Source organism: Streptomyces cyaneochromogenes (assembly GCF_003963535.1).
Classification (GTDB): domain Bacteria; phylum Actinomycetota; class Actinomycetes; order Streptomycetales; family Streptomycetaceae; genus Streptomyces; species Streptomyces shaanxiensis.
In genome coordinates, this window is sequence record NZ_CP034539.1 from 7,007,599 (window position 1) to 7,033,710 (window position 26,112).

Here is a 26,112-nt window from a genome sequence, read left to right on the forward strand (position 1 = left end):
AGCCCCGCATACCGATACCGTCGGGTTCGATGACGGGACCCACACCGCCGTGGGCCCCCTGCCACGCGCTGCCCTAGGTGGAACTGTGAAGGCGATCCGTCGATTCACCGTCCGACCCGTCCTCCCCGAACCCCTCCGGCCCCTGAGCGACCTCGCGCGCAACCTGCGCTGGTCCTGGCACGCGGAGACCCGTGATCTCTTCCGGTCCGTCGATCCCGAGCGCTGGGCCTCCTCGGGACAGGACCCCGTACGGCTGCTGGGCAGCGTTCCGCCCGGGCGGCTCGCCGAGCTGGCCGAGGACCGGTCGTTTCTGCGCCGGCTGAGCGCGGCCGCGGGTGACCTCGACGACTATGTCACCGGCGGGCGCTGGTACCAGGAGCAGCCCGCCGGACTCCCCGCCGCCGTCGCCTACTTCTCCCCCGAGTTCGGCATCACGGCCGCCCTGCCCCAGTACTCCGGCGGCCTCGGCATCCTCGCCGGCGACCACCTCAAGGCGGCCAGTGACCTGGGGGTCCCCCTCATCGGGGTCGGGCTGCTGTACCGGCACGGGTACTTCCGGCAGAGTCTGTCCCGGGACGGCTGGCAGCAGGAGCACTATCCCGTCCTGGACCCCAACGAGCTGCCGCTGGCCCTCCTGAAGGAGCCCGACGGCACACCCGCCCAGGTCTCCCTCGCCCTGCCCGGCGGCAGGCAGCTGCACGCCAGGGTCTGGATCGCCCAGGTCGGCCGCGTGCCCCTGCTGATGCTCGACTCGGACGTCGAGGAGAACGACCTCGGCGAACGCGGCGTGACCGACCGGCTCTACGGCGGCGGCAGCGAGCACCGGCTGCTGCAGGAGATGCTGCTGGGTATAGGAGGGGTGCGGGCGGTCCGGACGTACTGCCGTCTGACCGGCCACCCGGCCCCCGAGGTCTTCCACACCAACGAGGGACACGCAGGCTTCCTCGGCCTGGAGCGCATCGCCGAGCTGGCCGCCGAGGGGCTGGACTTCGACTCGGCGCTGGAGGCCGTCCGCGCCGGCACGGTCTTCACCACCCACACGCCCGTCCCGGCCGGCATCGACCGCTTCGACCGCGAGCTGGTCGCCCACCACTTCGGCCCCGACGCGGAACTCCACGGCATCGACGTCGAGCGCATCCTCCGGCTCGGCATGGAGACCTACCCCGGCGGCGAACCGAACCTCTTCAACATGGCGGTGATGGGCCTGCGCCTGGGCCAGCGGGCCAACGGCGTCTCGCTGCTGCACGGCAACGTCAGCCGCGAGATGTTCTCGGGCCTGTGGCCGGGATTCGACCCCGACGAGGTGCCCATCACCTCGGTCACCAACGGCGTCCACGCCCCGACCTGGGTCGCCCCCGAGGTCTTCCGCCTCGGCGCCCGCCAGATCGGCGACCGGCGTACCGAGGACGCGCTGACCGTCGGCGGCTCGGACCGCTGGGACGCGGTCGCGGAGATCCCCGACCAGGACATCTGGGAGCTGCGCCGGAACCTGCGCGAGCAGCTGGTGACGGAGGTGCGGGAACGGCTGCGCGTGTCATGGCGTCAACGCGGCGCGGGGACGGCCGAGTTGGGCTGGATCGACGGTGTGCTGGACCCCGACGTCCTGACGATCGGATTCGCGCGCCGCGTCCCGTCGTACAAGCGACTGACGCTGATGCTCAGGGACCGCGACCGCCTGATGGACCTGCTCCTGCATCCGGAGCGGCCCATCCAGATCGTGGTGGCGGGCAAGGCGCACCCGGCGGACGACGGCGGAAAGCGCCTGGTCCAGGAACTGGTGAGGTTCGCGGACGACCCGCGGGTCAGGCACCGCATCGTCTTCCTTCCCGACTACGGCATGGCCATGGCGCAGAAGCTCTACCCGGGCTGCGACATCTGGCTCAACAACCCGCTGCGACCGCTGGAGGCCTGCGGCACCTCCGGCATGAAGGCCGCGCTGAACGGCTGTCTCAACCTCTCCGTCCTGGACGGCTGGTGGGACGAGTGGTTCCAGCCCGACTTCGGCTGGGCGATCCCCACGGCGGACGGCACCGGCACCGACCCCGACCACCGCGACGACATAGAGGCGGCGGCGCTCTACGACCTGCTGGAGCAGCGCGTCACGCCCCGCTTCTACGAGCACGGCCAGGCGGGCCTGCCGGACCGCTGGATCGAGATGGTCCGCCAGACCCTGACGCTGCTCGGCCCGAAGGTCCTGGCGGGCAGGATGGTCCGCGAGTACGTGGAACGCCTCTACACCCCGGCCGCGCACGCGCACCGCACGATGACACCGGAGGCGGCACGCGAGCTCGCCGGCTGGAAGGCGCGGGTGCGCTCGGCCTGGCACGACGTCACCGTCGACCACGTCGAGACATCGGCGGCGACACCCACCGCCGAACTCGGCTCGACGCTCAGTCTCCGGGTACGGGTGGGCCTCGGCGCTCTCGCCCCGGACGACGTGGAGGTCCAGGCGGTCTCGGGCCGCGTCGACCTCGAGGACAGCATCGCGGACGCCTCGACGGTGCCGCTGAAGCCGGTGGGGAGCCCGGACGCGGAGGGGCGGTGGGTGTACGAGGGGCCGCTGGCCCTGGACCGGACGGGGCCGTACGGGTACACGGTGCGGATTCTGCCGACGCACCGGTTGCTGGCGTCGGGGGCGGAGTTGGGGTTGGTGGCGGTGCCTTCGGAGGATGTGGGGGAGGGGGCGGGGGTGTTGATGCGGTGATCCGCGGCTCAGATCTCCTGGACCGGCGCGCACAACCGCCGCAGCACCACCCCGATCCGCCGCGCATACGCGTGCTGCAGCCCGCGCGTGGCAGCTCCCCCCGCCCGCGCGTACCACTTCGCCCCCCGGCTGAAGGCACGCACGGTCAGCCAGACCGTGCCGTCCCCCGTCCGCTCCACGACGAACGCCTCCTCGCCGCACTCCGGATGGCCGGAGAGCGTCCCGTACGCCCAGCCGATGCGCCGGTGCTCCTCCACCGTCCAGACCACCCGGCACGGCGCCTTGATGACGCCGGCGAGGGTGACCGTGACGTCCACGTCGGGGGCCGCGCGGTCGGACGACGCGTCGATGCCGACGCCCATCGCGCGGTGCATCTCCCAGGTCATGACCGCCTCGGCCGCTCTGCGGAAGACCTCCTCGCCCTCGCCGATGCGGGTGCGCACATGCAGGGGGTGGAAGCCGGGCGGGCAGAAGCCGTGCTCCCGGGTCGCGCCGACGTCGTCGTACGTGAAGGACATGGGTCCCAAGCGTAAGGCGGCACCCGGGGATGCCTTCGTCCCGGGTGCCGCCTCGGTCAGTCGTGCGTCAGTCGTGCCTCAGCAGGCCTGCGGTCAGCTGACGTTGACCGCCGACCACGCGGCCGCAACCGCCTTGTACTCGGTGCTGCTCGTGCCGCCGTACAGGGCGGACGCCGCGCTCAGGGTCGCCGTGCGGGCGGCCTTGTAGTTCGTCGTCGACGTCATGTACTCGGTCAGCGCCTTGTACCAGATCGCGGCGGCCTTGGCGCGGCCGATCCCGGTGACCGTCGAGCCGTTGGACGTCGGGGAGTCGTAGCTCACCCCGTTGATCGTCTTCGAACCGCTGCCCTCCGACAGGAGGAAGAAGAAGTGGTTCGCGGGGCCCGAGGAGTAGTGGACGTCCAGGCCGCCGAGCGAGGAGGACCAGTAGTCGGCCGAGTTGCCGTCCTTGCTCGGCTTGTCCATGTGGCGCAGCGGGCTGCCGTCGCCGTTGATGTCGATCTCCTCGCCGATGAGGTAGTCACCCACGTCGGAGGAGTTCGCCGCGTAGAACTCCACGGCCGTGCCGAAGATGTCGGAGGTGGCCTCGTTCAGGCCGCCCGACTCGCCCGAGTAGTTCAGGCCCGCCGTGTTCGACGTGACGCCGTGGGTCATCTCGTGGCCGGCGACGTCCAGCGAGGTGAGCGGCTTGACGTTGCCCTCGCCGTCGCCGTACGTCATGCAGAAGCAGCTGTCGGACCAGAACGCGTTGACGTAGGCGTTGCCGTAGTGGACGCGGGAGTACGCGGCCTTGCCGTCGTTCTTGATGCCGCTGCGGCCGAAGGTGTTCTTGTAGTAGTCCCACGTCGTCTGGGCGCCGTAGGCCGCGTCGACGGCCGCGCTCTGGTCGCTGGAGGAGCTGGAGGCCGCGCCGGTGCCCCAGGTGTCGTCCGCGTCCGTGAACAGCGTGCCCGCGGAACTGCTGGTGCTGCGCGCCTTGTTGTACGTCTTGTGGCCGCCGCGCGTCGTGTCGTACAGCTGGTACGTCGAACCCGACAGGGTCGTGCCGAGGGTGACCGTGCCGGAGTAGACGCTCTTGCCGGTGCCGGTCTCGATGCCCTGGTACTCGTAGAGCTTCTCGCCGGTGGCGGCGTCGGTGATGACGTGCAGCTCGTTCGGGGTGCCGTCCTCCTGGAGGCCGCCGACGACCGTCTCGTAGGCGAGGGTCGGCTTGCCGTTCGCGGCCCAGATCACCTTGCGGGGCGCGTTGTCCGCCTCGGTCTTCTCCGAGCCGGCCGCCTTGGCCAGCTTCACGGCCTGGCCCTCGGCCTTGGCCGCGGTGATCGCCGGCTTGAGCGAGGCGACCTTGATGGTGGCCTTCGTCGCCTTGGTGACGCCCTGGGTCCTGCCGGCCGCCGACTCGTGGACGACCAGGTCGCCGCCGAGGACGGGCAGGCCCGCGTAGGTGCGCTCGTAGCGGGTGTGGACCGTGCCGTCGGCGTCCTTGACGACGTCCTTGACGACCAGCTTCTCCTGGGAGCCGAGGCCTATCGCGTCGGCGGTCTCGGCGGCCTCGGCCTGCTGGTCCTTGATGAGCGCGGTGCGCGCGGCGGGGGCCAGCGCGACCGGGACGGCGAGCGGGGCGGCCTTTGTGCCGCCCTGCGCCTGGTCCTCGGCGGCGGAACTTCCGGCGGTCAGGCCGGTGGTGAGGAGGGCTCCGGCCGCCACGGCGGTGGCGACGGCCAGAGTGGTGCGCTTGCGACGCGCGTAGAGGGGGGTCACACGAGCTCCTTTGTGGGGGAAAAGCGTTGGTGCTGGTGCGGCGGATGAGGGAAGCGTGACACCTAGGACGCGTACATGTCAGGAGCGGATCGTGATGTTGGCCAAAATTTGACTGTCCGGTGAACGTTTCAGAAATGTAAACGGGCGCCGTCCCGGCGGGAGTTGAACCCACCGAGACGACGCCCTGTCCTGGTCAGACCGTCAACGGGCCTACGGGAAAGTGAGCTTCCAGCTGTTGATGTAACCGGTGTCGATGGCCGCGTTGTCCTGCACCCGCAGCTGCCACACGCCGTTGGCCACCTCGGAGGACGCGTTCACCGTGTACGTGGTGTCGAGGTTGTCCGAGCTGCCGCCGGTGCCGTATCCCTTCAGCGTGTAGGCCGTGCCGTCGGGGGCGACCAGGTCCACCTTGAGGTCACCGATGTAGGTGTGGACGATGTCCACGGCGACCTGGAGGTTGGACGGCGCGTTGCCGGTCCGGCCGGAGACCGTGATCGGGGAGGTCACCGCCGCCCCGTTGTCCGGGATCGACACGTCGGTGCCGCTCTCGAAGGACGTGCCGCCACCGCCGCCGCCCCCGTCGGAGCGCGTGCCCACGTTGACGCCCGCCCAGGCGTCCTGCACAGCCTTGTACTCGGCGCTCGTGGTGCCGTACAGCTCACCGGTCGCCGCGAGGGTGCCGGTGCGGGCGCCCGAGTAGTTGGTGGTGGAGGTGAACTTGGTGGTCAGCGCGCGGAACCAGATCTTCTCCGCCTTGTCCCGGCCGATGCCGGTGACCGGAAGGCCGTCCGAGGTGGGCGAGTTGTAGGTGACACCGTTGATCGTCTTGGTGCCGCTGCCCTCGCTCAGCAGGTAGAAGAAGTGGTTCGCGGGGCCCGACGAGTAGTGCACGTCGATCGAGCCGATGCCTGAGTACCAGGCGTCCTTCGACGAGCCGTCCTGGCTCGGCTTGTCCATGTAGCGCAACGGGGTGCCGTCGCCGTTGATGTTGATCTCCTCGCCGATGAGGTAGTCACCGACGTCGGAGGAGTTGTTCGCGAAGAACTCGACGGTCGAGCCGAAGATGTCGGAGGTGGCCTCGTTCAGGCCGCCGGACTCGCCGCTGTAGTTCAGGCCCGCCGTGTTCGAGGTGAGCCCGTGGGTCATCTCGTGCGCGGCCACGTCGATCGACGTCAGCGGGTTGGAGTTGCCCGAGCCGTCGCCGTACGTCATGCAGAAGCAGCTGTCGGACCAGAACGCGTTGACGTAGTTGTTGCCGTAGTGGACCCGGGAGTACGCGCCGACGCCGTCGCCGCGGATACCCGAACGCCCGTGCACGTTCTTGTAGTAGTCCCAGGTCAGCGCGGCACCGTAGTGCGCGTCGGCGCCCGCGGACTCCAGGTTGGACGGGCTGCCGTTGCCCCAGACGTCGTCCGAGCCGGAGAAGAGGGTGCCGGTGCCGGAGGTGCCGCGGTTCAGGTTGTACGTCTTGTGGTTGCCGCGCGCGCCGTCGGTGAGGTTGTACGTCGAACCGGACTGCGTGGTCGTGAGGTTGACCGTGCCCGAGTACACCGTGTTGCCGGTGCCGGTCTCGATCGCCTCCCACTCGTACAGCTTCTCGCCGGTGGTGGCGTCGGTGATGACGTGCAGTTCCTGCGGGGTGCCGTCGTGCTGGAAGCCGCCGACGACCGTCTCGTACGCCACGGTCGGCTTGCCGTTCGCGGCCCAGATCACCTTGCGCGGCGCCTTGTTGACGTCCGGGCTCTTGGCCTTCTCCGCCTTGGCGGCGGCCAGCGCCTGCTTCTCGGCCTTGGCGGTGGAAACGGCGGCCTTCGTCGTCGCCGGCTTGATGGCGGCGCGGGTGGCCTTGACGACCGCCTCGGTCGCACCGGACTTCGCGGTCTCGACGACGAGGTCGCCGCCGAGGACGGGCAGGCCGTCGTAGGTGCGCTCGTAGCGGGTGTGGACCGTGCCGTTGCCGTCCTTGAGGACGTCACGGACGACCAGCTTCTCCTTGGCACCGAGGCCCAGGTCCTTCGCGGTGTCCGCCTTCGTGGCGTTGGCCTCGCGTATCAGCGCGGCGCGCTGGGCGGGGGACAGCTTGACGGACTCGGCGCCCGGGATGACCTTGCCCGCGGCCGACGGTGCCTTCTCCGGGGCTGCGGTGGCGGCGCCCGACTGGACGGCCGCGGCGATCAGGGCGGAGACACCGACGAGGGCGACGGCGGCGGCCCGGCGGTGCGTGGTGTGACGGCGCGTGGTGTGGGGGGCGCGTCTGTGGGAGGAACTGTCTCTCAACACTGACTCCTTCTGCGCGGCCGCGGATCACGCGGCCAGGGGAGACCGGCCGGCGGGTGGGCCGTCCGGGCGACACGGGGTGGTACGCAGAACGACGTGCGCGTGCGGGAACTGACGTGCGCGTGCGGGAGTTCAGCCGCGAGCACCGCCATGTGACGGTCTTGTGGGGTTGCTGTGCCGCGGCCGTGGGAAGAGTGCCAGCTGATTGCGGTTTCTGTCAGGGGCGCGTCAGGAAGTTGGCCGGAAATCGTTCGTTGTCCGGGAGTTCATGTTCGGTATACGGACCGGAACGCCAAGGGCCCACACCGTCCCGTAAAGGACGCCGTGGGCCCGCCCGTCCCGCCGTACCGCCTACAGCTCGCCGCCCGGCAGGTCGAAGCGCGCGAGATCCCGCAACCAGGCGTGGGCCGTGCCGTCGGACGGCGCGCGCCAGTCGCCGCGCGGCGAGAGCGAGCCGCCGGCCGAGACCTTCGGTCCGTTCGGCATGGCCGAGCGCTTGAACTGTGCGAACGCGAAGAAACGGCGGCAGAAGACCTCCAGCCAGCGCCGGATCTCCGCCAGGTCGTACGCCACCCGCTTGGCCTCGGGGAAGCCGGGCGGCCAGGCACCGCCCTTCGGGTCGTGCCAGGCGTGCCAGGCCAGGAAGGCGATCTTCGACGGCCTGAAGCCGTAGCGCAGGACGTGGAAGAGCGTGAAGTCGTGCAGCGCGTACGGGCCGATCTTCGACTCGGTGGACTGCATCTCCTCGCCGGGCACCAGCTCCGGGCTGATCTCCGTGTCGAGGATCGCCGCCAGTGTCCGGCCGGTCTCCTCGTCGAACTGCTCGCTGCCGATGACCCAGCGGATCAGATGCTGGATCAGCGTCTTCGGCACCCCGCCGTTGACGTTGTAGTGGCTCATCTGGTCGCCCACGCCGTACGTGGACCAGCCCAGCGCCAGCTCCGACAGGTCGCCGGTGCCGAGCACGATGCCGCCGCGCTGGTTGGCGAGGCGGAACAGGTAGTCGGTGCGCAGACCGGCCTGCACGTTCTCGAAGGTGACGTCGTACACCGGCTCACCGGACGCGAACGGGTGGCCCATCTCCTTGAGCATCAGCCGCGCGGTCGGCGTGATGTCCAGCTCGGCCGGGGTGACGCCGAGCGAGTTCATCAGCTTGTGGGCGTTGTCCTTGGTGTGGTCGCTGGTGGCGAACCCGGGCAGGGTGAAGGCCAGGATGTCGCTGCGCGGGCGCCCGGCGCGGTCCATCGCCCGGGCGGCGACGATCAGCGCGTGCGTGGAGTCCAGGCCCCCGGACACCCCGATGACCACCTTCGGGCCGCCGATCGAGGCCAGCCGCTGCTGGAGCCCCGCGACCTGGATGTTGTACGCCTCGTAGCAGTCCAGGGCGAGGCGCTCGGCGTCGGCGGGCACGAACGGGAAGCGCTCGACCCGGCGCTTCAGGCCCAGGTCCGTCGTCGGCGGGTCCAGCCGGAACTCCACCCGCCGGAAGTCACCGGTGCGCCCGGCGTGCGCGCGGCGGTTGTCGTCGAACGTGCCCATCCGGGCCCGCTCCTGCCGCAGCAGGTCGAGATCGACGTCGGCCACCGCGAACTGGTCGCCGAGCGGGAAGCGGTCCGTCTCGGCGAGCAGGGCGCCGTTCTCGTAGATCATGGTCTGCCCGTCCCAGGACAGGTCGGTCGTCGACTCGCCCAGACCGGCCGCCGAGTAGACGTACGCCGCAAGGCAGCGCGCCGACGCCGCCCGGCACAGCAGCCGGCGGTCCTCGGCCCGGCCGACCGTGATCGGGCTGCCCGAGAGGTTGGCGAGCACGGTCGCGCCGGCCAGGGCCGCCTCCGCGCTCGGCGGCACCGGGACCCACATGTCCTCGCAGATCTCCGCGTGCAGCACCAGACCGGGGACGTCCCGCGCCTCGAAGAGCAGGTCGACCCCGAACGGCACCTCGGTGCCGCCGATGCGGATCGTCCCGCCGCGCTCGTCCTCGCCGGAGGCGATCTGGCGCCGCTCGTAGAACTCCCGGTAGTTCGGCGGGTACGACTTGGGCGCGACGCCCAGGATCCGGCCCCGGTGCACGACCACCGCGCAGTTGTAGATCCGGTGGCGATGGCGCAGCGGGGCGCCCACGACCAGCACCGGGAGCAGGTCCGCCGACCCGGCCACCACCGCCCCGAGCGCCTCCTCGACCTCGTCGAGCACCGGGTCCTGCAGCAGCAGGTCCTCGATCGAGTAGCCGGTCAGGCCCAGCTCGGGGAAGACGGCGACGGCCACGCCCTCCTGCGCGCACGCGCGTGCCTGCCGCAGGACCGCCTCCGCGTTGGCCCGCGGGTCGGCGATGACGGTGTGGCCCGTGCAGGCGGCGACGCGCGCGAAGCCGTGCTGGTAGATCGACCAGAAGTTCAACGGACTTCCCCAGGAGAAGCGGACAGTGCTGCCACCGAGCATAGATCGCCTGATCAGGCCCGCGCCGTTCCGGGCGAGGCGGGCCGCTCCCCGTGCCAGGACCGCCACAGCGCCGCGTACGCCCCGTCCGCCGCGACCAGCTCGTCGTGGGTGCCGAGCTCGGTGAGCAGGCCGTTCTCCATCACGGCCACGCGGTCCGCGTCGTGCGCGGTGTGCAGGCGGTGCGCGATGGCGATGACCGTACGGCCTTCCAGTACGGCGGCCAGGGCGCGCTCGGTGTGCCGGGCGGTCGTCGGGTCGAGCAGGGCCGTCGCCTCGTCGAGGATCAGGGTGTGCGGGTCGGCCAGGACGACCCGGGCGAGGGCGAGCTGCTGGGCCTGGGATCCGTCCGTGCGGCAGCCGCCGTCGCCCAGCGCCGTGTCGAGGCCGTCGGGCAGCAGCCGTACCCAGGCATCGGCGCCGACCGCGGTGAGCGCCGCCCACAACTCCTCGTCCGTGGCGGACGGTTCGGCGATACGGAGGTTGTCGCGGACCGTGCCGAGGAAGACGTGGTGCTCCTGGGTGACCAGGACGACCTGGCGGCGCAGCACCTCCGGGCCGAGGGCCACGACCGGTACGCCGCCGACCGTCACCGAGCCGGCGCTCGGCGCGTCCACGCCCGCCAGCAGCCGGCTCAGGGTCGTCTTGCCGGCGCCGGACGGGCCGACCACCGCGAGTCGTTCCCCCGGCCGCACGGTCAGGTCGACGCCGCCGAGGACCTCGCCGCCGCGGTCGTAGGCGTAGCGCACGCCGGTCACGTCGATGCGGTCGTCGGCGGGGGTCGGCGAGTCGGCGTCCGTCGCCCGCGGGGCCTGCGCGAGGCCCTCCACGCGGGCGAACGAGGCGCCGCTGCTCTGCAGTTGCTCGACCCGCATCAGGATCTCGTCGAGCGGACCGACCATCTGCTGCAAGTACAGGGCGGCCGCGACCACGGTGCCCAGGCTGATCGTGCCCCGGGCGTGCAGTGCCCCGCCGACGAGCAGGACCGTCGCCACGGGGACGAGGTAGGCGATCTCGACCGACGGGAAGAACACCGAGCGCAGGAAGAGGGTGTGCAGGCGGGTCCGGCGGGACGTCTCCAGCGCGTCCCGGCTCGCCGTCACCCGCCGCCGCTCCAGCCGCAGCGCCTCCACTGTGCGGGCGCCGGACGCGGTCGCCGCGAGGATCTCCGCGACGTCTGAGGTGGCCGTGCCCTCTGCCAGGTAGCCGGTGCGGGCGCGGCGCAGATACCAGCGCAGCACCGGCCAGAGTCCGGCCAGGCCGAGCAGACCGCAGGCGCCGAGCAGGGGGTCCAGCGCGACGACCGCGCCCAGCAGGAACAGGACCTGGACGGAGTTGATCAGCAGCTCGGGCCCGGCGTCGCGCAGGGTGGTGCCGACGGTGGCAACGTCCGCGGTGCCGCGCGCCGTCAGGTCTCCGGTGCCGGCGCGTTCCACGACCGACGCGGGCAGGGCGAGGGTGCGGTCCACGAACTCCTCGCGGATGCGGGCGAGGGTGCGTTCGCCGAAGCGGTGGCCTACGTAGCGGGCCCAGCGGGCCAGCAACAGCTGGGCTGTGGCCGCCATCAGGATGGCCAGGGCGAGTTTGTCCACGGCCGATGTGCCGCCGCCGCGTCTGACTTCGTCGATGATGCGGCCCACCAGCCAGGGGCTGGCCAGACCGGCGATCGCTGCGAGGGAGTTCAGGGCGAGTACGGCTGTGAAGGCTTTGGCGTCGGTTCGGATCAGGCGGACTGTGGCGCGGCGGACGTCTCGGGGCTCAGCGACGGGAAGGGTTGTGCGGCTATGAGCTCGGGACTTGGGGTTGTTTGCCGGGTGCGGGTGCTTTGTGGCTTGCCGCGCCCCGCGGCGGAGCCGCTTATTGATACGGCCCCGCGCCCCTTTGGGGAGTTTGGCTTCCGTCACCTGGCAAGCTCCTCGGCGTTCTCGTCCCGGGACACCAGGGTTCGGTAGCCCGGCTCCCCTTCCAGCAACTCGCGGTGGGTTCCTGTGGCCTCCACCTTGCCGTCGACCAGGTAGTGCACGGTGTCCGCCTGGTCCAGGAGCAGTGGGGACGTGGTGGTCACCAGCGTCGTGCTGCCCTGCCGTGCGGCGTGCAGGCGTTCCGCGACCCGTGCCTCCGTGTGGGCGTCCAGTGCCGACGTCGGCTCGATCGCCAGGAGTACCTCCGGGTCGGCCAGCAGGGCGCGGACCAGGCGGACGCGCTGGCGCTGGCCGCCGGAGAGGTTGCGGCCCTGGGCGTCGATCGGGGTGTCGAGGCCGTCGGGGAGGCCGCGGACGATGTCCTCGGCGACCGCCGTGTGCACCGCTTGGGTGATCGCCGTTTCGTCCCGGTCCGCATGGCCGGCCGCCAGCTCTCGCAGCGTGCCCGCGAACAGGTCCGCCTCGTGGTCGGCGACCAGGACGCGCGCCCGGACCTGCGCCAACGCGATCTCGCTCAGGGGCACTTCGCCCCAGGTCGCCGCCGACGGGACGTAGCGGCCGAGGCGGTCGACGACGGCCGTGGCGTCGGTCGGCAGCGCGGCGGCCAGCGCGGTGAGCCGGCCCGGCGGCACCCGCACCCCGGACTCGGGGTCGTGCAGCGCCGCCGGCTCCGCGGGCGCGTCCCGCGTGCCGGTGTCCGTCATCGGCTCCAGCCGCAGGAACCGTACGACCCGCCGCGCCGCCACCACCCCACGGCTGACCTGGTAGCCGCACTCGATGAGGAACGCCACCGGCCCCACCAGCACCGCGACGTAGCCGTACACCGACACCAGCTCGCCCACGGTGATGGCCCCCTGCGCGGCCAGCCGCGCCGCAAGCCAGGTCACCACCGCCAGGAACAGCGTGGGCAGCCCCACGCCGAGCGCCTGCACCCAGCTGGTCACCGCCCCGACCCGGTACCCCTGCGCCCGCAGCCGCTGTGAGTCGCGGTGGAAGGCGTCGGCGACCAGGCCCTTGCCGCCGAGGCCGTTGAGGACGCGCAGGCCGCCCGCGAGGTCGGCGATCCGCGCGGTCAGTACGCCCTGCCGCTCCCGGTACTCCGTCTCCGTACCCTGCAACCGTCCCAGCAGCGGCCCGACGAGCACGCCGATCAGCGGCATCCCGAGCAGCACCACGACGGCGATCGGCACCGACACCGACACCAGCAGCCCGGCGACCACCAGATAGGCGACGACGGCACCGACGCCCGGGCCGACGACGGTCATGGACTGGCTGATGGTCTGGACGTCGCCCACGCCGATGGTGACGACCTCTCCGGCCCCGATCCGGCGGGGCAGCGTGGCACCCAGTCGTACCGCGTGCCCGATGAGCACCTTGACCGTGCGGAAGTTGCTGTCCATCCGCACCCGCGTCATCGTGCGGTGCCGCATGATGCTCAGCCAGGCGTTGAACGCCCCCACCGTGAACAGCGCGGCCGTCCACGCCACCAACGCCCCGTAATCGCCGGCCGCCAGCCCGTCGTCGACGGCACGGGACATCAGGTACGGGGTCGCCGCCAGCAGCACCATCCACACGCTGGAGATCAGCGCCCCCATGGCGGACCGCATGCGCTGGCGCATGACGAGCCACCACAGATACCGCCATCCGCCGCGACAGTCCGGTGTCCCGGGATCCTCGTACGCGTCGATCATCGTTCCCCGTACCCCGTTCGTCGTCCCTCGTGCCGTTCGACTACGCCAGACTGTCCCGCCACGCCCGGTGCAGATCCGCGAACCTGCCCGTCCCGGCGACGAGTTCGGCCGGTGTGCCGTCCTCGACGATCCGGCCGTGCTCCATGACCAGGACCCGGTCCGCTATCTCGACCGTGGAGAGGCGATGGGCGATCACGACGGCCGTACGTCCGTTGAGGACCGTCGACATCGCGCGCTGCACGGCCCGTTCGCCGGGGATGTCGAGGGAGCTGGTCGCCTCGTCGAGGATGAGCACGGCCGGGTCGGCGAGCAACGCCCGGGCGAAGGCGACGAGTTGACGCTGACCTGCGGAGATACGGCCGCCCCGCTTGCGTACGTCGGTGTCGTAGCCGTCGGGCAGGGAGCTGATGAAGTCGTGGGCGCCGATGGCCTTCGCCGCCTGCTCGATCTCCTCGCGGGTGGCGTCCGGCCTGCCGATGGCGATGTTCTCGGCGACCGTGCCGGAGAACAGGAACGCCTCCTGCGTGACCATCACCACCCCGCGCCGCAGTTCGGGCACGGCCAGCTCGCGCAGGTCGACGCCGTCCAGCAGGACCCGGCCGTCGGAGGCGTCGTAGAACCGGGCGAGCAGCTTGGCCAGCGTCGACTTGCCCGCGCCGGTCGAGCCGACCACCGCGACGGTCTGGCCGGCCGGGATCGTCAGGTCGAAACGGGGCAGCACCTCGCCGCCGGTGCGGTAGCCGAACCGGACGCCGTCGAAGACGACCTCGCGGCCGGGGTGCTCCGAGGCGAGTGCCGGAAGCCGCCGGGGCGACTTCGGCTCGGGGACGGACGGCGTCTGGGCCAGCAGCCCGGCGATCTTCTCCAGGGAGGCGGCCGCCGACTGGTAGGAGTTGAGGAACATGCCGAGCCGGTCGATCGGGTCGTACAGGCGGCGCAGGTACAGCACGGCAGCCGCCAGCACACCGAGGGCCAGCGTGCCGCCCGCGACCCGGTAGGCGCCCCACAGCACGATCCCGGCGACGGCCGTGTTGGCGACGAGCCGCGAACCGACGACGTAGCGGGCCATCTCCAGCAGCGCGTCGCCGTTCGTCCGCTCGTGCCGGGTGTTGAGGACCCGGAAGTCGGCGTCGTTGGCGGCCTCGCGGCGGAAGGCGCGCACCGGGCGGATGCCGTTCATCGTCTCGACGAACTTGACGATCACGGCGGCGATCGCGGTGGACCGCAGGGTGTACACGCGGGCCGCGCGCCGCCGGTAGAGCCGTACGAGGAGATACAGCGGCACGAACGACGCCATGGCGACCGCGCCGAGCCCGAGGTCGAGCCAGAGCAGCATCGCCGAGATGTAGACGAACGACAGGATGACGGTGACGAGTTCCTGCAGGCCCTCGTCGAGCAGCTCTCGCAGGGACTCCACGTCCGTGGTGGAACGCGAGATGAGCCGTCCCGAGGTGTAGCGCTCGTGGAAGTCGACGCTCAGGGCCTGGGCATGGCGGAAGATCCGGCCGCGCAGGTCGAGCAGCACGTCCTGGTTGACGCGGGCGGAGAGCAGGATGAACGCGTACTGGAGTATCCCGGAGGCGAGTGCGCACAGCAGATAGCCGACGGCGACCGCGATCAGCGGCCCGAGGTCGTCGCGCCGGAACGCCGGTACGGCCGAGTCGATGGCGTACGCCACCAGCAGCGGGCCCGCCTGCACGGCCGCCTGCTGGAGCAGCAGCAGGAGCGTCGTGACGGCGACGCGGGCCTTCATCGGGGCGAGCAGGGAGCGCAGGAGGGCTGCGGTGGCGCCCGGGGGAGTGGGCAGGACGTCCTGGTCGAAGGGGTCGTCCGGCCTGCGTGATTCGGGTTCCTCGGCCGGTTGTTCCTTGCCCGGTGCGGTGGTGGTCGCCGTCATCGGTCGGCCTCCTCGGTCCCGGCCATCAGGTGGGCGTACTCGGCGTTCGTGCGCAGCAGTTCGTGATGCGTGCCGACCGCGGCGATACGGCCGCCGGAGAGCAGGGCGACGCGGTCCGCGAGCAGCACGGTGGACGGGCGGTGGGCGACGATGAGGGCGGTGGTGTCCGCCAGTACCTCCCGCAGGGCGGCCTCGACCGCGGCCTCGGTGTGCACGTCGAGGGCGGACAGGGGGTCGTCGAGCACGAGGAACCGGGGCCGGCCGACGACGGCCCGGGCCAGCGCCAGCCGTTGCCGCTGGCCGCCGGAGAGGCTGAGTCCCTGCTCGCCGACCTGGGTTCCGGTGCCGTGGGGCAGGGCGTGCGCGAAGTCCGCCTGCGCGACGCCGAGCGCCCGCTCCAGCTCGGGCTCTCCGGCGCCGTCCGAGGCTCCCATGAGCACGTTGTCCGCGACGCTGGCCGAGAAGAGGGTGGGTTCCTCGAAGGCGACCGCGACGAGGGAGCGCAGCTGTTCTCGGGACATGGCGGTGATGTCGGCGCCGTCCAGCGTTATCCGGCCGGACGTCACCTCGTGGAGGCGGGGGACGAGGGCGGTGAGGGTTGTCTTGCCGCTGCCCGTCGCGCCGACCAGGGCCATGGATTCGCCGGGGCGTACGTGGAGGTCTATGCGGACGAGGGCAGACGGAGAGTCGGCGGGGGCATCGGGGTAGCGGAACGAGACTTCGTGGAAGCGGATGCCGTCGTTGAAGCGGATGCCATCGTTCTCGGCTGCGGGTTTGTGGGGGCTGGTCACGCCCCGCGGCGGAGCCGCACAACGATCCAGTCCCGCGCCCCTTTGGGACGCCTCCGTCTCCGGCGTTTCATCCATGACCTCGAAGTACCGCTCCGTCGCCGTCGCCGCCTCCTGGCTCATCGCCAGCAGGAATCCGATCGAGTCCACCGGCCACCTGAGCGCCAGGGCCGTCGACAGGAACGCCACCAGCGTCCCCGCCGACAACTCGCCGTCCGCCACCTGCACGGTGCCCAGCACCAGCGCCGCCCCGATGGCCAGTTCCGGCAGTGTCACGATGACGCCCCAGATCGTGGCCAGCAGCCGGGCCTTGCGCAGTTCCGTGCCGCGCAGTGTCCGGGACAGCTCCTTGAACGCCCGCGCCTGACTGCGGTGCCGCCCGAACCCCTTGATGATCCGGATCCCGAGCACGCTCTCCTCGACGACCGTCGTCAGGTCGCCGACCTGGTCCTGCGCGCGGCGCGCCACCGCGGCGTACCGTCGCTCGAAGATCACGCAGGTGACCATCACGGGCACGGCCGGGATCAGGATCACCAGCCCCAGCGTCCAGTCCTGGAGCAGCATGATGATCACGCCGACGAGGATCGTCACGCCGTTGACCAGCAGAAACGTCAGCGGAAAGGCGAGGAACATGCGCAGCAGCATCAGGTCGGTCGTGCCCCGCGACAGCAACTGCCCGGACGCCCACCGATCGTGGAACGCCACCGGCAGCCGCTGCAGGTGCCGGTACAGATCCGCCCGCATCGCCGCTTCGACGCCCGCCAGCGGCCGGGCCACCAGCCATCGCCGCAGCCCGAACAGCAACGCCTCCGCGAACCCGAGCAGCAGCAGACACAGCGCCCCGAGCCACACCCCGGCCGGGTCCCGGTCGGCGACGGGTCCGTCCACCATCCACTTCAGGACGAGCGGGATGACCAGCGCCAGACAGGAGGCCAGGATCGCCACGAACGCGGCGGTGAACAACCGCAAACGCACGGGCCGCACATAGGGCCACAGCCGCAGCAGCGTACGTACGGCGGAACGGTCGGTCCTGTCCTCGTCGGTTGCACGTGTCGTCACCATCAGCAGCGAGCCTACGGATCGCCACTGACACTGCCCACCGAGTTTTGGCCGGTCCGCGATCGGCCGCTGGTCCTACGACCTGGCTGTTCGAGGGGTCGTACATCTGCGAAGGGCAGGGTCGTAGGGCCCCATCAACCGATCGGTCGATGCGTCTTCGAGCGCGACGGCCGATGTGCCGGCCCCGGCCCCGCCGCGACCCTGATGCCATGTCCGTCATAGAAGTCACCGACCTGCGCAAGTCCTACGGCGGCCGGACCGTCGTGGACGACGTCTCCTTCACCGTCGACGAGGGCGAGATCTTCGGCATCCTCGGCCCGAACGGCGCCGGCAAGACCACCACCGTCGAGTGCGTCGAGGGCCTGCGCGTACCCGACGCGGGCCGGGTCCGTGTCACCGGCCTCGACCCCGTCGCCGACCACGCGCGCGTGGCCCGTGTCCTCGGCGCCCAGCTCCAGGAGAGCGAACTCCAGGACAAACTCACCGTCCGCGAGGCCCTGGAGCTGTACGCCGCCCTCTACGACAAGCCCGCCGACTGGCGGCCCCTCGCCGAGCGCCTCGGCCTGACCGCCAGGCTGACCACCCGGTTCGGCAAGCTGTCCGGCGGCCAGAAACAGCGCCTGTTCATCGCGCTCGCCCTGATCGGCAACCCCAGGATCGTGGTCCTGGACGAGCTGACCACCGGCCTCGACCCGCGCGCCCGCCGCGACACCTGGGAGCTCGTCGAGGACGTCCGGGCGAACGGTGTCACCGTCCTGCTCGTCACGCACTTCATGGAGGAGGCCCAGCGCCTGTGCGACCGGATCGCGGTGATCGACAAGGGGCGGGTGGCCGCCCTGGACACCCCGGCCGGGCTGATCCGCCGCTCGGCGGGCGGCACCGTCATCAGCTTCACCCCGTCCGCACCGCTGGACGACCGTGACCTGAACGCGCTGCCCGCGCTCGCCTCCGTGGCGCACAAGGACGGCCGTATCACCCTGTCCGGCACCGACGAGACGGTCAACGCCGTCATCACCCTCCTCGCCCGCAGCCACGTCACCGCCCACCAGCTGCGCGTCAGCGACGCCACCCTCGACGACGCGTTCCTCGACCTGACCAGGGAGGAGGCGGCATGAACATCGCCGTATTGAGGACCGAGACCCGCCTGTTCGGCCGCGAACCCGGCAGTCTCTTCTGGATCCTGCTGTTCCCGACCCTGCTGCTGGTGATCCTCGGCTCGATCCCGGCCTTCCACGAGCACGAGCGCGACCTCGGCGGGCTGCGGACGATCGACGTGTACGTCCCGGTGTCGGTGCTGCTCGGTCTGATCGTCAGCGGCCTGCAGGCGATGCCGCAGACCCTCACCGGCTACCGCGAACGCGGCATCCTGCGCCGGATGTCCACCACTCCGGTCCGCCCGTCCGCCCTGCTGACCGCCCAGATGACGGTCTACGGTGCCGCCGCCCTGGCGTCCGCGCTGCTCGCCCTCGTGGTGGGCCGGCTCGCCTTCGACGTACGGCTGCCCGAGCAGCCCTTCGGATACCTTCTCGCCCTCCTCCTGACCGTCCTGGCCGCGCTCTCGCTCGGCGCGCTGGTCTCCGCCCTGTCCCGCACCACGAAGATCGCCGGTGCCATCGGGTCCGCGGTGTTCTTCCCGGCGATGTTCTGCGCGGGCGTGTGGATGCCGGTGCAGGCCATGCCGGACGTGCTGGCCGAGGCCGTCGGCTACACGCCCTTCGGGGCGGCCTCCCAAGCCCTGAACCAGGCTGCCGCCGGCGACTGGCCGGGCTGGGCCCACCTGGGCGTCGTCGCCGCCTGGATCGTGCTGCTGACGGCCGGCGCCGCGCGCTGGTTCCGCTGGGAGTAGGAGGCCGGCCGTGCAGACTGGGGGCATGACGGCGGTGGACACCGACATCGAGCGGCGCTGGGAGCTCATCCGCAGCAAGGGGCCGTACGGACTGCTCGCCGTCGCCACGCTGCTGGCGGTCGCCACCGCCGAACTGACGCCGGGTACGGCGGAACGCGGCGCGGTCGCGGTGCTGGTCGCCGCGGGGTTCGTACTCCAGCTGTGGTGGGGCCGCACGAGCCGCACCCGCCCGGGCCCGTCCACCGCGGGCACGGTGTACTACGGCGTGCGCTGGGCGCTCGGCTTCGCGCTCACCTGGTTGAACCCGTTCTTCGCGTTCTACGTGGCCGCCGGGTACTTCGACGCCGAGGAGCTGATGCCCCGCCGGAGTCTTCGGTGGGTCGGTCCCTTCGCCTGCGCGATCGCCGTCTCGGGTGCGCAGGCCGGGGGACTGCCGTTCCACGCGCCCGTGCAGTGGGCGGTGTTCGCCGGGCTCGTGGTGGTCAACAGCGTCATGCTGACGGTCGTCGGCCACCTCACCTCGCAGCAGGAGGAACGCTCCCGCGCCCGCGCCGAGACCATCGCCGAACTCGAACGCACCAACACCGCGTTGCAGCAGGCGCTCGACGAGAACGCCGCCCTCCACGCCCAACTCCTCGTCCAGGCCCGGGAAGCGGGCGTCGCCGACGAGCGGCGCCGTCTCGCCGCCGAGATCCACGACACCATCGCCCAGGGCCTTACCGGCATCATCGCCCAGCTCCAGGTCGTCGCGAACGCCCCCGACCTGCCCACCGCCCGCACCCACCTCGACCGCGCCGCGACCCTGGCCCGGCACAGCCTCGGCGAGGCCCGCCGCTCGGTGCACAACCTCGCCCCCGTGGCCCTGGAGAACGACGGACTGCCCGAGGCGCTGAAGAGCACGGTCGCCGAATGGGGCGAACGGACCGGCGTACGCGCCGAGTTCACGGTCACCGGCACCGCGGAGCAACTCCACGACGAGGTCTCGGCGACGCTGCTGAGAATCGCCCAGGAAGCCCTCTCCAACGCCTCCCGCCACGCCCGCGCGACTCGTGTGGGCGTCACTCTCACGTTCCTCGGCGACGAGGTGATCCTCGACATCCGCGACGACGGCCAAGGCTTCGACCCGCTCACCCTCCCCGAGCGCACCCTCCCCCACTCTCGAATTCGCTCGAGCGGGGGGACCCCCATCGGCGGCTTCGGCCTGGCCGGCATGCGGGCCCGCGCCGAGCGCATCGCCGGCTGCCTCACCGTCGAGTCCGAACCGGGACGCGGCACGGCCCTGTCGGCTCGCGTACCGTTGGTCCGCCATGAGTGACGAGATGATCGACGAGGCGAGTGACGGGGCGCATGACGAGGCGTCCGTCTCCTTGCTGATCGTCGACGACCATCCCGTCGTACGCGACGGCCTGCGCGGCATGTTCGAGTCCGCCCCCGGCTTCGTCGTGCTCGGCGAGGCGGCCGGCGGCGAGGAGGCCCTGGAGCTGGCCGCCGCCCTCGACCCCGACGTGATCCTGATGGACCTGCGCATGCCGGGCGGCGGCGGGGTCGCGGCGATCGCCCACCTCACCCGCACCGGCGCCCGCGCCAAGGTCCTCGTACTGACCACGTACGACACCGACTCCGACACCCTCCCGGCCATCGAGGCGGGAGCGACGGGCTACCTCCTCAAGGACGCCCCGCGCGGCGAGTTGTTCACCGCGGTGCGGGCCGCCGCCGAGGGCCGTACGGTCCTCTCCCCGGCGGTCGCCTCCCGTCTCGTCTCCGCCGTCCGTGCCCCGAAGGCCCCCGGCATCGAGCCCCTCTCCGCCCGTGAACGCGAGGTCCTGGCCCTGGTCGCCAAGGGCACGTCCAACCGCGAGATCGCCCGCGAACTGTTCATCAGCGAGGCGACCGTGAAGACCCACCTCACCCACCTGTACGCCAAGCTGGGCGTCAACGACCGCGCGGCGGCGGTCGCGACGGCGTACGAGCGGGGAATCCTCGGCTAGCTGGCTAGCTGGCTAGCTGGCTAGCTGGTCGGGTAGGGCAGGAGACCGGCGGCGATCCGCTCCCAGGACGCCTTGAGCTCCGCGAGCAACTCCGGCCTGTCGGGCGCCAGATCGGCCTGCTCGCGCTGGTCGGCGCCGAGGTCGTAGAGGTGGTCGGTGCCCTTCTCGTCCCGGTAGTACTTCCAGTTCCCGCGCCGCAGCGCCCGGTTGGCCCGCACCCGCCAGAACAGGTCCCGCTCCGGCAGCTCCGCGCCGCGCAACAGGTAGCCCGCGAGGCTCGTGCCGTCCAGCGGGTACGCGGGGTCGGGCCGGGCACCGCCGATCTCCAGCAGGGTCGCCGTCCAGTCGGGGGAGAAGTTCGGCTCATGGCTGACCTGGTGGCCGTCGATACGGGCCGGCCAGCGCACGATCGTCGGCACCCGGATGCCGCCTTCAAGCAGCACGAACTTCTCGCCGCTCAGCGGCCAGTTGTAGGAATAGCGCTCACCGCCGTTGTCGCTGGCGAAGAGCACCAGGGTGTTCTCCTCCTGCCCGGAGCGGCGCAGCGCGGCGAGCACCTCGCCGACGGCGGCGTCCAGGCTCTCGACCATCTCCTTGTACTTCTCGACCGAGCCGCCGTCGTAGTGATTGAGCGCCGTGATGACCTCGGCCCGGCTCTTGGCGGCGCGGATCCTCGCCTCGATCTCGGCGCCGGTCTCCTCGTCGCCCTCCGCGAGCCACGGCCAGTGCGGGGTGGTGAAGTTGAGGTTCAGCAGCCACGGCTTGGCGTGGTCCCGGCCGACGTACTCGACGGCCCGCTCGGTCAGGACGTTCGTGTAGTAACGCAGGTCCTTGTAGGTGGCGTCGCCCTCGTAGAGGTCGTAGTCGCCGAGCTGGCCGAGCTTGGAGAAGTACTCCAGTACGCCGCCGTGGTTGCCGAAGAACTCGTCCCAGCCGGACTTGGTGGGGCTGTAGTCGGGCAGCCAGCCGCAGTGCCACTTGCCGATCAGCGCGGTGGCGTAGCCGGCCTTCTTCAGCAGGGAGGCGAGGGTGGGGTGGTTCGGGTCGAGCCCCTGTGTCTTGTTCCCGAGCGGCTCGGCGAGGCCGCCCTGCGTACGCCCCGGATACCGCCCGGTGTAGAGGCTGAACCGGGTCGGCGAGCAGGTGGCGGACCCCGAGTACGCGTCGGTGAACCGCACGCCCTGCCGTGCCAGCCGGTCCAGGTGCGGCGTCCTGATGTGCGGGGCGCCGTACGAGGACAGGTCGGCCCAGCCGAGGTCGTCGCCGAGGATGACCAGGATGTTGGGCCGCTTGCCGGAGGAGGCGGCGCGGCGGGCCTCGAAGGGGCGTTCGGCAGGGGCGGCTTCGGCGGCCTCCGCGGTGGTCGTCGCTCCGGCGACGGCGGTCACGGCGCCCCCGCCGACGAGACCACCGAAGGCACGGCGGGATATCTCGGGCATGTGCCTCAGTCGATCAACGGACCCCGCTCTGTGACCAGTGGTCCGGCGGGGAGTTCATGAGGTTGAAACGTCGCCTCAGCCGACCACCTTCAGCAACAGCACCGCCCGCGCCGGCACCGTGATCGCCGCCCCCGCCCGGTGCTCCGTCCCGGGCGCCTCCTCCTGTTCCTCCCGCGAGGTGTCGACGACCACCTCGTACCGCTCCGCCCACGGCCGCCCCGGCAGCACGAAGCTCACCGGCCGGTCACCGGCGTGCAGCACGGCCAGGAAGCTGTCGTCCACTATCGGCGCCCCGCGCTCGTCCCGGCCCGGGATGTCCCGCCCGGACAGATACATGCCGAGCGTGGCGGCGGGCGCGTACCAGTCCCGTTCCGTCATCTCGGTGCCCCGCGCGGTGAACCAGGCCAGGTCCCGCAGCCCGTCCGCCGAGTGGGCCCGCCCGGAGAAGAACGCACGCCGCCGCAGCACGGGATGCCGGTGCCGCAGCTCGATCAGCCGGGACGTCAGATCGAACAGCGCCTTCCAGCCCGGCTCCTGAAGCAGCCCCCAGTCCAGCCAGCTGATCTCGTTGTCCTGGCAGTACGCGTTGTTGTTGCCGCGCTGCGTCCGCCCCAGCTCGTCGCCCGCGACCAGCATCGGCACACCCGTCGACAGCAGCAGCGTCGTCAGCAGGTTCCGCAACTGCCGTCGCCGCAGCGCCCGTACGCGCTCGTCGTCCGTCTCGCCCTCGGCGCCGCAGTTCCAGGCCCGGTTGTCGTCGGAGCCGTCCCGGTTGCCCTCGCCGTTCGCCTCGTTGTGCTTGCGCTCGTAGGACACCATGTCCCGCAGCGTGAAACCGTCGTGCGCGGTCACGAAGTTCACCGACGCGTACGGCCGCCGCCCGCCCCACGCGTACAGATCGCTCGACCCCGACAGCCGGTACCCCAGATCCCGCACGTCCGGCAGCGCGCCCCGCCAGAAGTCCCGTACGGCATTGCGGTAGCGGTCGTTCCACTCCGTCCACAGCGGTGGAAAGGCACCCACCTGGTACCCGCCCGACCCCACGTCCCAGGGCTCGGCGATCAGCTTCACCCGCCGCAGCACCGGATCCTGCGCGATGACGGCGAGGAACGGCGAGAGCATGTCGACGTCGTGCATGGAGCGGGCCAGCGCCGCCGCCAGGTCGAACCGGAAGCCGTCCACTCCCATCTCCGTCACCCAGTACCGCAGGGAGTCGGTGATGAGCCGCAGGACGTGCGGCTGGACGACGTGCAGGGTGTTCCCGCAGCCCGTGTAGTCGGCATACCTGCGCGCGTCCGACTGCAACCGGTAGTACCCCCGGTTGTCGATGCCCTTCAGCGACAGCGTCGGGCCCAGCTCGCCCGCCTCCGCCGTGTGGTTGTAGACCACGTCGAGGATGACCTCGATCCCGGCCGCGTGCAGCGCGTGCACCATCCGCTTGAACTCGCCGACCTGCTGACCGGTCGTACCGGAGGCGGCGTAGGCGGCGTGCGGGGCGAAGTAGCCGATGGAGTTGTAGCCCCAGTAGTTGCGCAGGCCCTTGCGCAGCAGATGGTCCTCGTGCGCGAACTGATGAACCGGGAGGAGCTCGACGGCCGTCACACCCAGCTTCACCAGGTGCTCGATCGCCGCCGGGTGCGCGAGGCCGGCGTACGTCCCGCGCAGCTCCTCCGGGATCCCCGGGTGCAGCTTCGTGAAGCCCCGTACGTGCACCTCGTAGATCACCGAGTCGGCCCAAGGCGTCTTGGGCCGCCGGTCGTCCATCCACTCGTCGTCCGGCGCGTCGTCGTGGACGACGACACCCTTCGGGACGTACGGCGCCGAGTCCCGGTCGTCGCGCACGGTGTCCGCGACATGCTGCTGGGGCCAGTCACGCACATGGCCGTACACCTCCGGCGGCAGGCTGAAGTCGCCGTCCACCGCGCGCGCGTACGGGTCGAGGAGGAGCTTCGCCGGGTTCCAGCGGCCGCCGGTCCACGGGTCCCAGCGGCCGTGCACCCGGTAGCCGTAGCGCTGCCCCGGCATGACACCCGGCACGAACCCGTGCCAGATCTCGTGCGTCAGTTCGGTGAGCCTGGCCCGCGTCTCCTTCCCCTGCTCATCGAAGAGACACAGCTCGACGGCTTCCGCGCCCCCCGCCCACAGCGCGAAGTTGGTGCCCGCCACCCCGTCCGGGCCGACCCGGAACCGGGCGCCGAGCGGCACGGGCGTGCCCGGCCACACGGGCACCGCGGGGGCCTTGCGCCGCGCGCCGTTCACGACGGCGGCCGGGCGCCCCTCCTCAGCGGCGACCGCGGCGGCCACCGCCTCCTGCTCGGCTGCGCTCGACACCTGACGGCCTCCCACGGCTCAGGGACCACACGAATGGGGAAGGAGAGCCCCGGAGTCCCGGTCCGCGGCTGCCCATCGCGTCGTCCTCCCCACTGTTCTGCCCACCGCTTGGCTCGCACTCACGTTTCCCCAGGACCACCCCGGTCGTTGGGGTCTTCGTGAGGCACGTACAAGGGCGCGCGCGGCGCGCGGGGGCCGTGTTGGCCGCCGTACTGACATGGGCCGGCCTGCTGGCCGGGGCGACCGGCTGCACGTCGGACGGGGGCGGCATCGACCAGATGCTGGGCAAACCGCCGGCGCCCGAGGAGGTCATCCGGGTCCTGCCCGACGACGGTTCCAAGGGCGCACGCCCCGACGACAGGCTGCTCGTCCGGGTGCTCAGCGGGCGCCTGGAGTCGGTGAAGGTCGTCAAGTCCCAGGACGCCCAGGAGACACCGGTGCCCGGACGCATCTCCGAGGACGGCCGGCGCTGGGAGCCCGACGACCCCGGACTCGCGCTGGCCGCCCGGTACACGGTCGACGCGGTGGCCGTCGACGGCCACGGGCGCCGCAGCGCACGGCACACGACCTTCACCACGTACGTCCCCGACGAGCGGTTCATCGGATACGTCACCCCGGAGAACCGCTCCACCGTCGGCACCGGAATGATCGTCTCCCTGGAGTTCAACCGGGAGATCGAGCACCGCGCCGCCGTCGAACGCGCCGTCCAGGTCACCGCCGAACCGGCCGTGGAGATCAGCCCGCACTGGTTCGGCAAGTCCCGCCTCGACTTCCGCCCCCAGCACCACTGGAAACCGGGCACCCAGGTCACCGTGGCGCTGCGCCTGCGCGACGTCGAGGGCGCGCCGGGGGTGTACGGCCTCCAGCACAAGACGTTCTCGTTCACCGTCGGCCGCCACCAGGTCTCCGTCGTCGACGCGACCCGGCACACCATGGAGGTACGGCGCGACGGCGAGCTCCTCGCGACCGTGCCGATCACGGCGGGCGCCCCGAAGATGACCACCTACAACGGCAAGATGGTCGTCACCGAGATGCTGGAACTCACCCGGATGAACGGCGCCACGGTCGGCTTCAAGAAGAAGAACGGCAAGGGCGAGTACGACATCCCGGACGTCCCGCACGCCATGCGCCTCACCGACTCCGGCACCTTCCTGCACGGCAACTACTGGGCGGACGCCACCACCTTCGGACGGACCAATGTCAGCCACGGCTGCGTGGGACTCAGGGACGTGAAGGGCGGCAGCTCGGAGACGCCCGCGGGCTGGTTCTTCGACCGCAGCCTGGTCGGCGACGTCGTCGAGGTCGTCCACAGCAACGACAAAAAGGTCGCTCCCGACAATGGCCTCGGAGGATGGAATATGGGCTGGAAGGAGTGGAAGGCGGGGAGTGCGGTGAAGTAACAGGACAGGGGTGTGAGTTGCTCGACCAACCGGCTATCTGCTGATGTTGGAACTG

At 71.3% G+C, this 26,112-nt stretch carries 16 protein-coding genes; 6 read left to right on the forward strand and 10 right to left on the reverse strand.

Annotation, left to right across the window (positions count from 1 at the left end; genetic code table 11):
- Positions 1-85: 85 nt before the first annotated feature.
- A complete protein-coding gene (locus EJ357_RS32065) occupies positions 86-2,704 on the forward strand; it encodes a glycosyltransferase family 1 protein (RefSeq protein WP_126395168.1) in 2,619 nt (872 codons plus the stop codon).
- Between the two features lie 8 nt (positions 2,705-2,712).
- Here the strand turns inward: EJ357_RS32065 and EJ357_RS32070 are convergent, their stop codons facing one another.
- The 8 genes from EJ357_RS32070 to EJ357_RS32105 all read right to left on the reverse strand — a co-directional run bounded on the left by EJ357_RS32070 (position 2,713) and on the right by EJ357_RS32105 (position 17,056).
- Positions 2,713-3,222 carry a DUF1990 family protein gene (locus tag EJ357_RS32070; protein WP_126395169.1) on the reverse strand — a complete coding sequence of 170 codons (510 nt, stop codon included), beginning with the start codon at positions 3,220-3,222 and terminating at the stop codon, positions 2,713-2,715.
- A gap of 93 nt (positions 3,223-3,315) precedes the next feature.
- Positions 3,316-4,983, reverse strand: coding sequence for a M4 family metallopeptidase (locus EJ357_RS32075; protein ID WP_126395170.1), 1,668 nt, complete (start codon positions 4,981-4,983; stop codon positions 3,316-3,318).
- 210 nt (positions 4,984-5,193) lie between these two features.
- The gene (locus EJ357_RS32080; RefSeq protein ID WP_126395171.1) at positions 5,194-7,260 is read right to left on the reverse strand and encodes a M4 family metallopeptidase; all 2,067 of its coding nucleotides are present in this window, start codon (positions 7,258-7,260) and stop codon (positions 5,194-5,196) included.
- A gap of 351 nt (positions 7,261-7,611) precedes the next feature.
- Positions 7,612-9,657, reverse strand: coding sequence for an NAD(+) synthase (locus tag EJ357_RS32085; protein ID WP_126395172.1), 2,046 nt, complete (start codon positions 9,655-9,657; stop codon positions 7,612-7,614).
- A gap of 53 nt (positions 9,658-9,710) precedes the next feature.
- Positions 9,711-11,423, reverse strand: coding sequence for an ABC transporter ATP-binding protein (locus tag EJ357_RS32090; protein ID WP_228473215.1), 1,713 nt, complete (start codon positions 11,421-11,423; stop codon positions 9,711-9,713).
- A 173-nt stretch (positions 11,424-11,596) separates the two neighbouring features.
- Complete coding sequence (locus tag EJ357_RS32095) at positions 11,597-13,309, reverse strand: ABC transporter ATP-binding protein (protein WP_126395173.1); 1,713 nt, start codon at positions 13,307-13,309, stop codon at positions 11,597-11,599.
- Between the two features lie 40 nt (positions 13,310-13,349).
- Positions 13,350-15,206: an ABC transporter ATP-binding protein gene (locus EJ357_RS32100; protein ID WP_126395174.1), complete on the reverse strand. Its 1,857-nt coding sequence runs from the start codon at positions 15,204-15,206 to the stop codon at positions 13,350-13,352.
- Positions 15,203-17,056, reverse strand: a complete 1,854-nt coding sequence (locus EJ357_RS32105; RefSeq protein WP_126395175.1) for an ABC transporter ATP-binding protein — start codon at positions 17,054-17,056, stop codon at positions 15,203-15,205. Before EJ357_RS32105 ends, EJ357_RS32100 begins: the two co-directional genes overlap by 4 nt.
- Positions 17,057-17,262: 206 nt before the next feature.
- Between EJ357_RS32105 and EJ357_RS32110 the strand changes: the two genes are divergently transcribed.
- From EJ357_RS32110 to EJ357_RS32125, 4 genes are read left to right on the forward strand one after another with little or no spacing between them, the layout of a single operon-like run.
- Positions 17,263-18,168: an ABC transporter ATP-binding protein gene (locus EJ357_RS32110; RefSeq protein WP_126395176.1), complete on the forward strand. Its 906-nt coding sequence runs from the start codon at positions 17,263-17,265 to the stop codon at positions 18,166-18,168.
- The gene (locus EJ357_RS32115) at positions 18,165-18,899 is read left to right on the forward strand and encodes an ABC transporter permease (RefSeq protein WP_126395177.1); all 735 of its coding nucleotides are present in this window, start codon (positions 18,165-18,167) and stop codon (positions 18,897-18,899) included. Before EJ357_RS32110 ends, EJ357_RS32115 begins: the two co-directional genes overlap by 4 nt.
- 25 nt (positions 18,900-18,924) lie before the next feature.
- Entirely contained in the window at positions 18,925-20,214 is a 1,290-nt protein-coding gene (locus EJ357_RS32120) for a sensor histidine kinase (RefSeq protein ID WP_126395178.1), read from the forward strand.
- Complete coding sequence (locus EJ357_RS32125; protein ID WP_126395179.1) at positions 20,207-20,887, forward strand: response regulator; 681 nt, start codon at positions 20,207-20,209, stop codon at positions 20,885-20,887. The genes EJ357_RS32120 and EJ357_RS32125 overlap by 8 nt, the downstream gene beginning before the upstream one ends.
- Positions 20,888-20,907: 20 nt before the next feature.
- Here EJ357_RS32125 and EJ357_RS32130 read toward each other — a convergent pair whose 3' ends face one another.
- Entirely contained in the window at positions 20,908-22,326 is a 1,419-nt protein-coding gene (locus EJ357_RS32130) for a sulfatase family protein (protein ID WP_126395180.1), read from the reverse strand.
- Positions 22,327-22,401: 75 nt separating this feature from the next.
- Positions 22,402-24,657: a glycogen debranching protein GlgX gene (gene glgX / locus EJ357_RS32135; protein WP_126395182.1), complete on the reverse strand. Its 2,256-nt coding sequence runs from the start codon at positions 24,655-24,657 to the stop codon at positions 22,402-22,404.
- A gap of 158 nt (positions 24,658-24,815) precedes the next feature.
- On the opposite strand from glgX, the gene EJ357_RS32140 reads away from it, so the two are divergent.
- Positions 24,816-26,057, forward strand: a complete 1,242-nt coding sequence (locus EJ357_RS32140) for a L,D-transpeptidase (protein ID WP_126395184.1) — start codon at positions 24,816-24,818, stop codon at positions 26,055-26,057.
- Positions 26,058-26,112 lie beyond the last annotated feature (55 nt).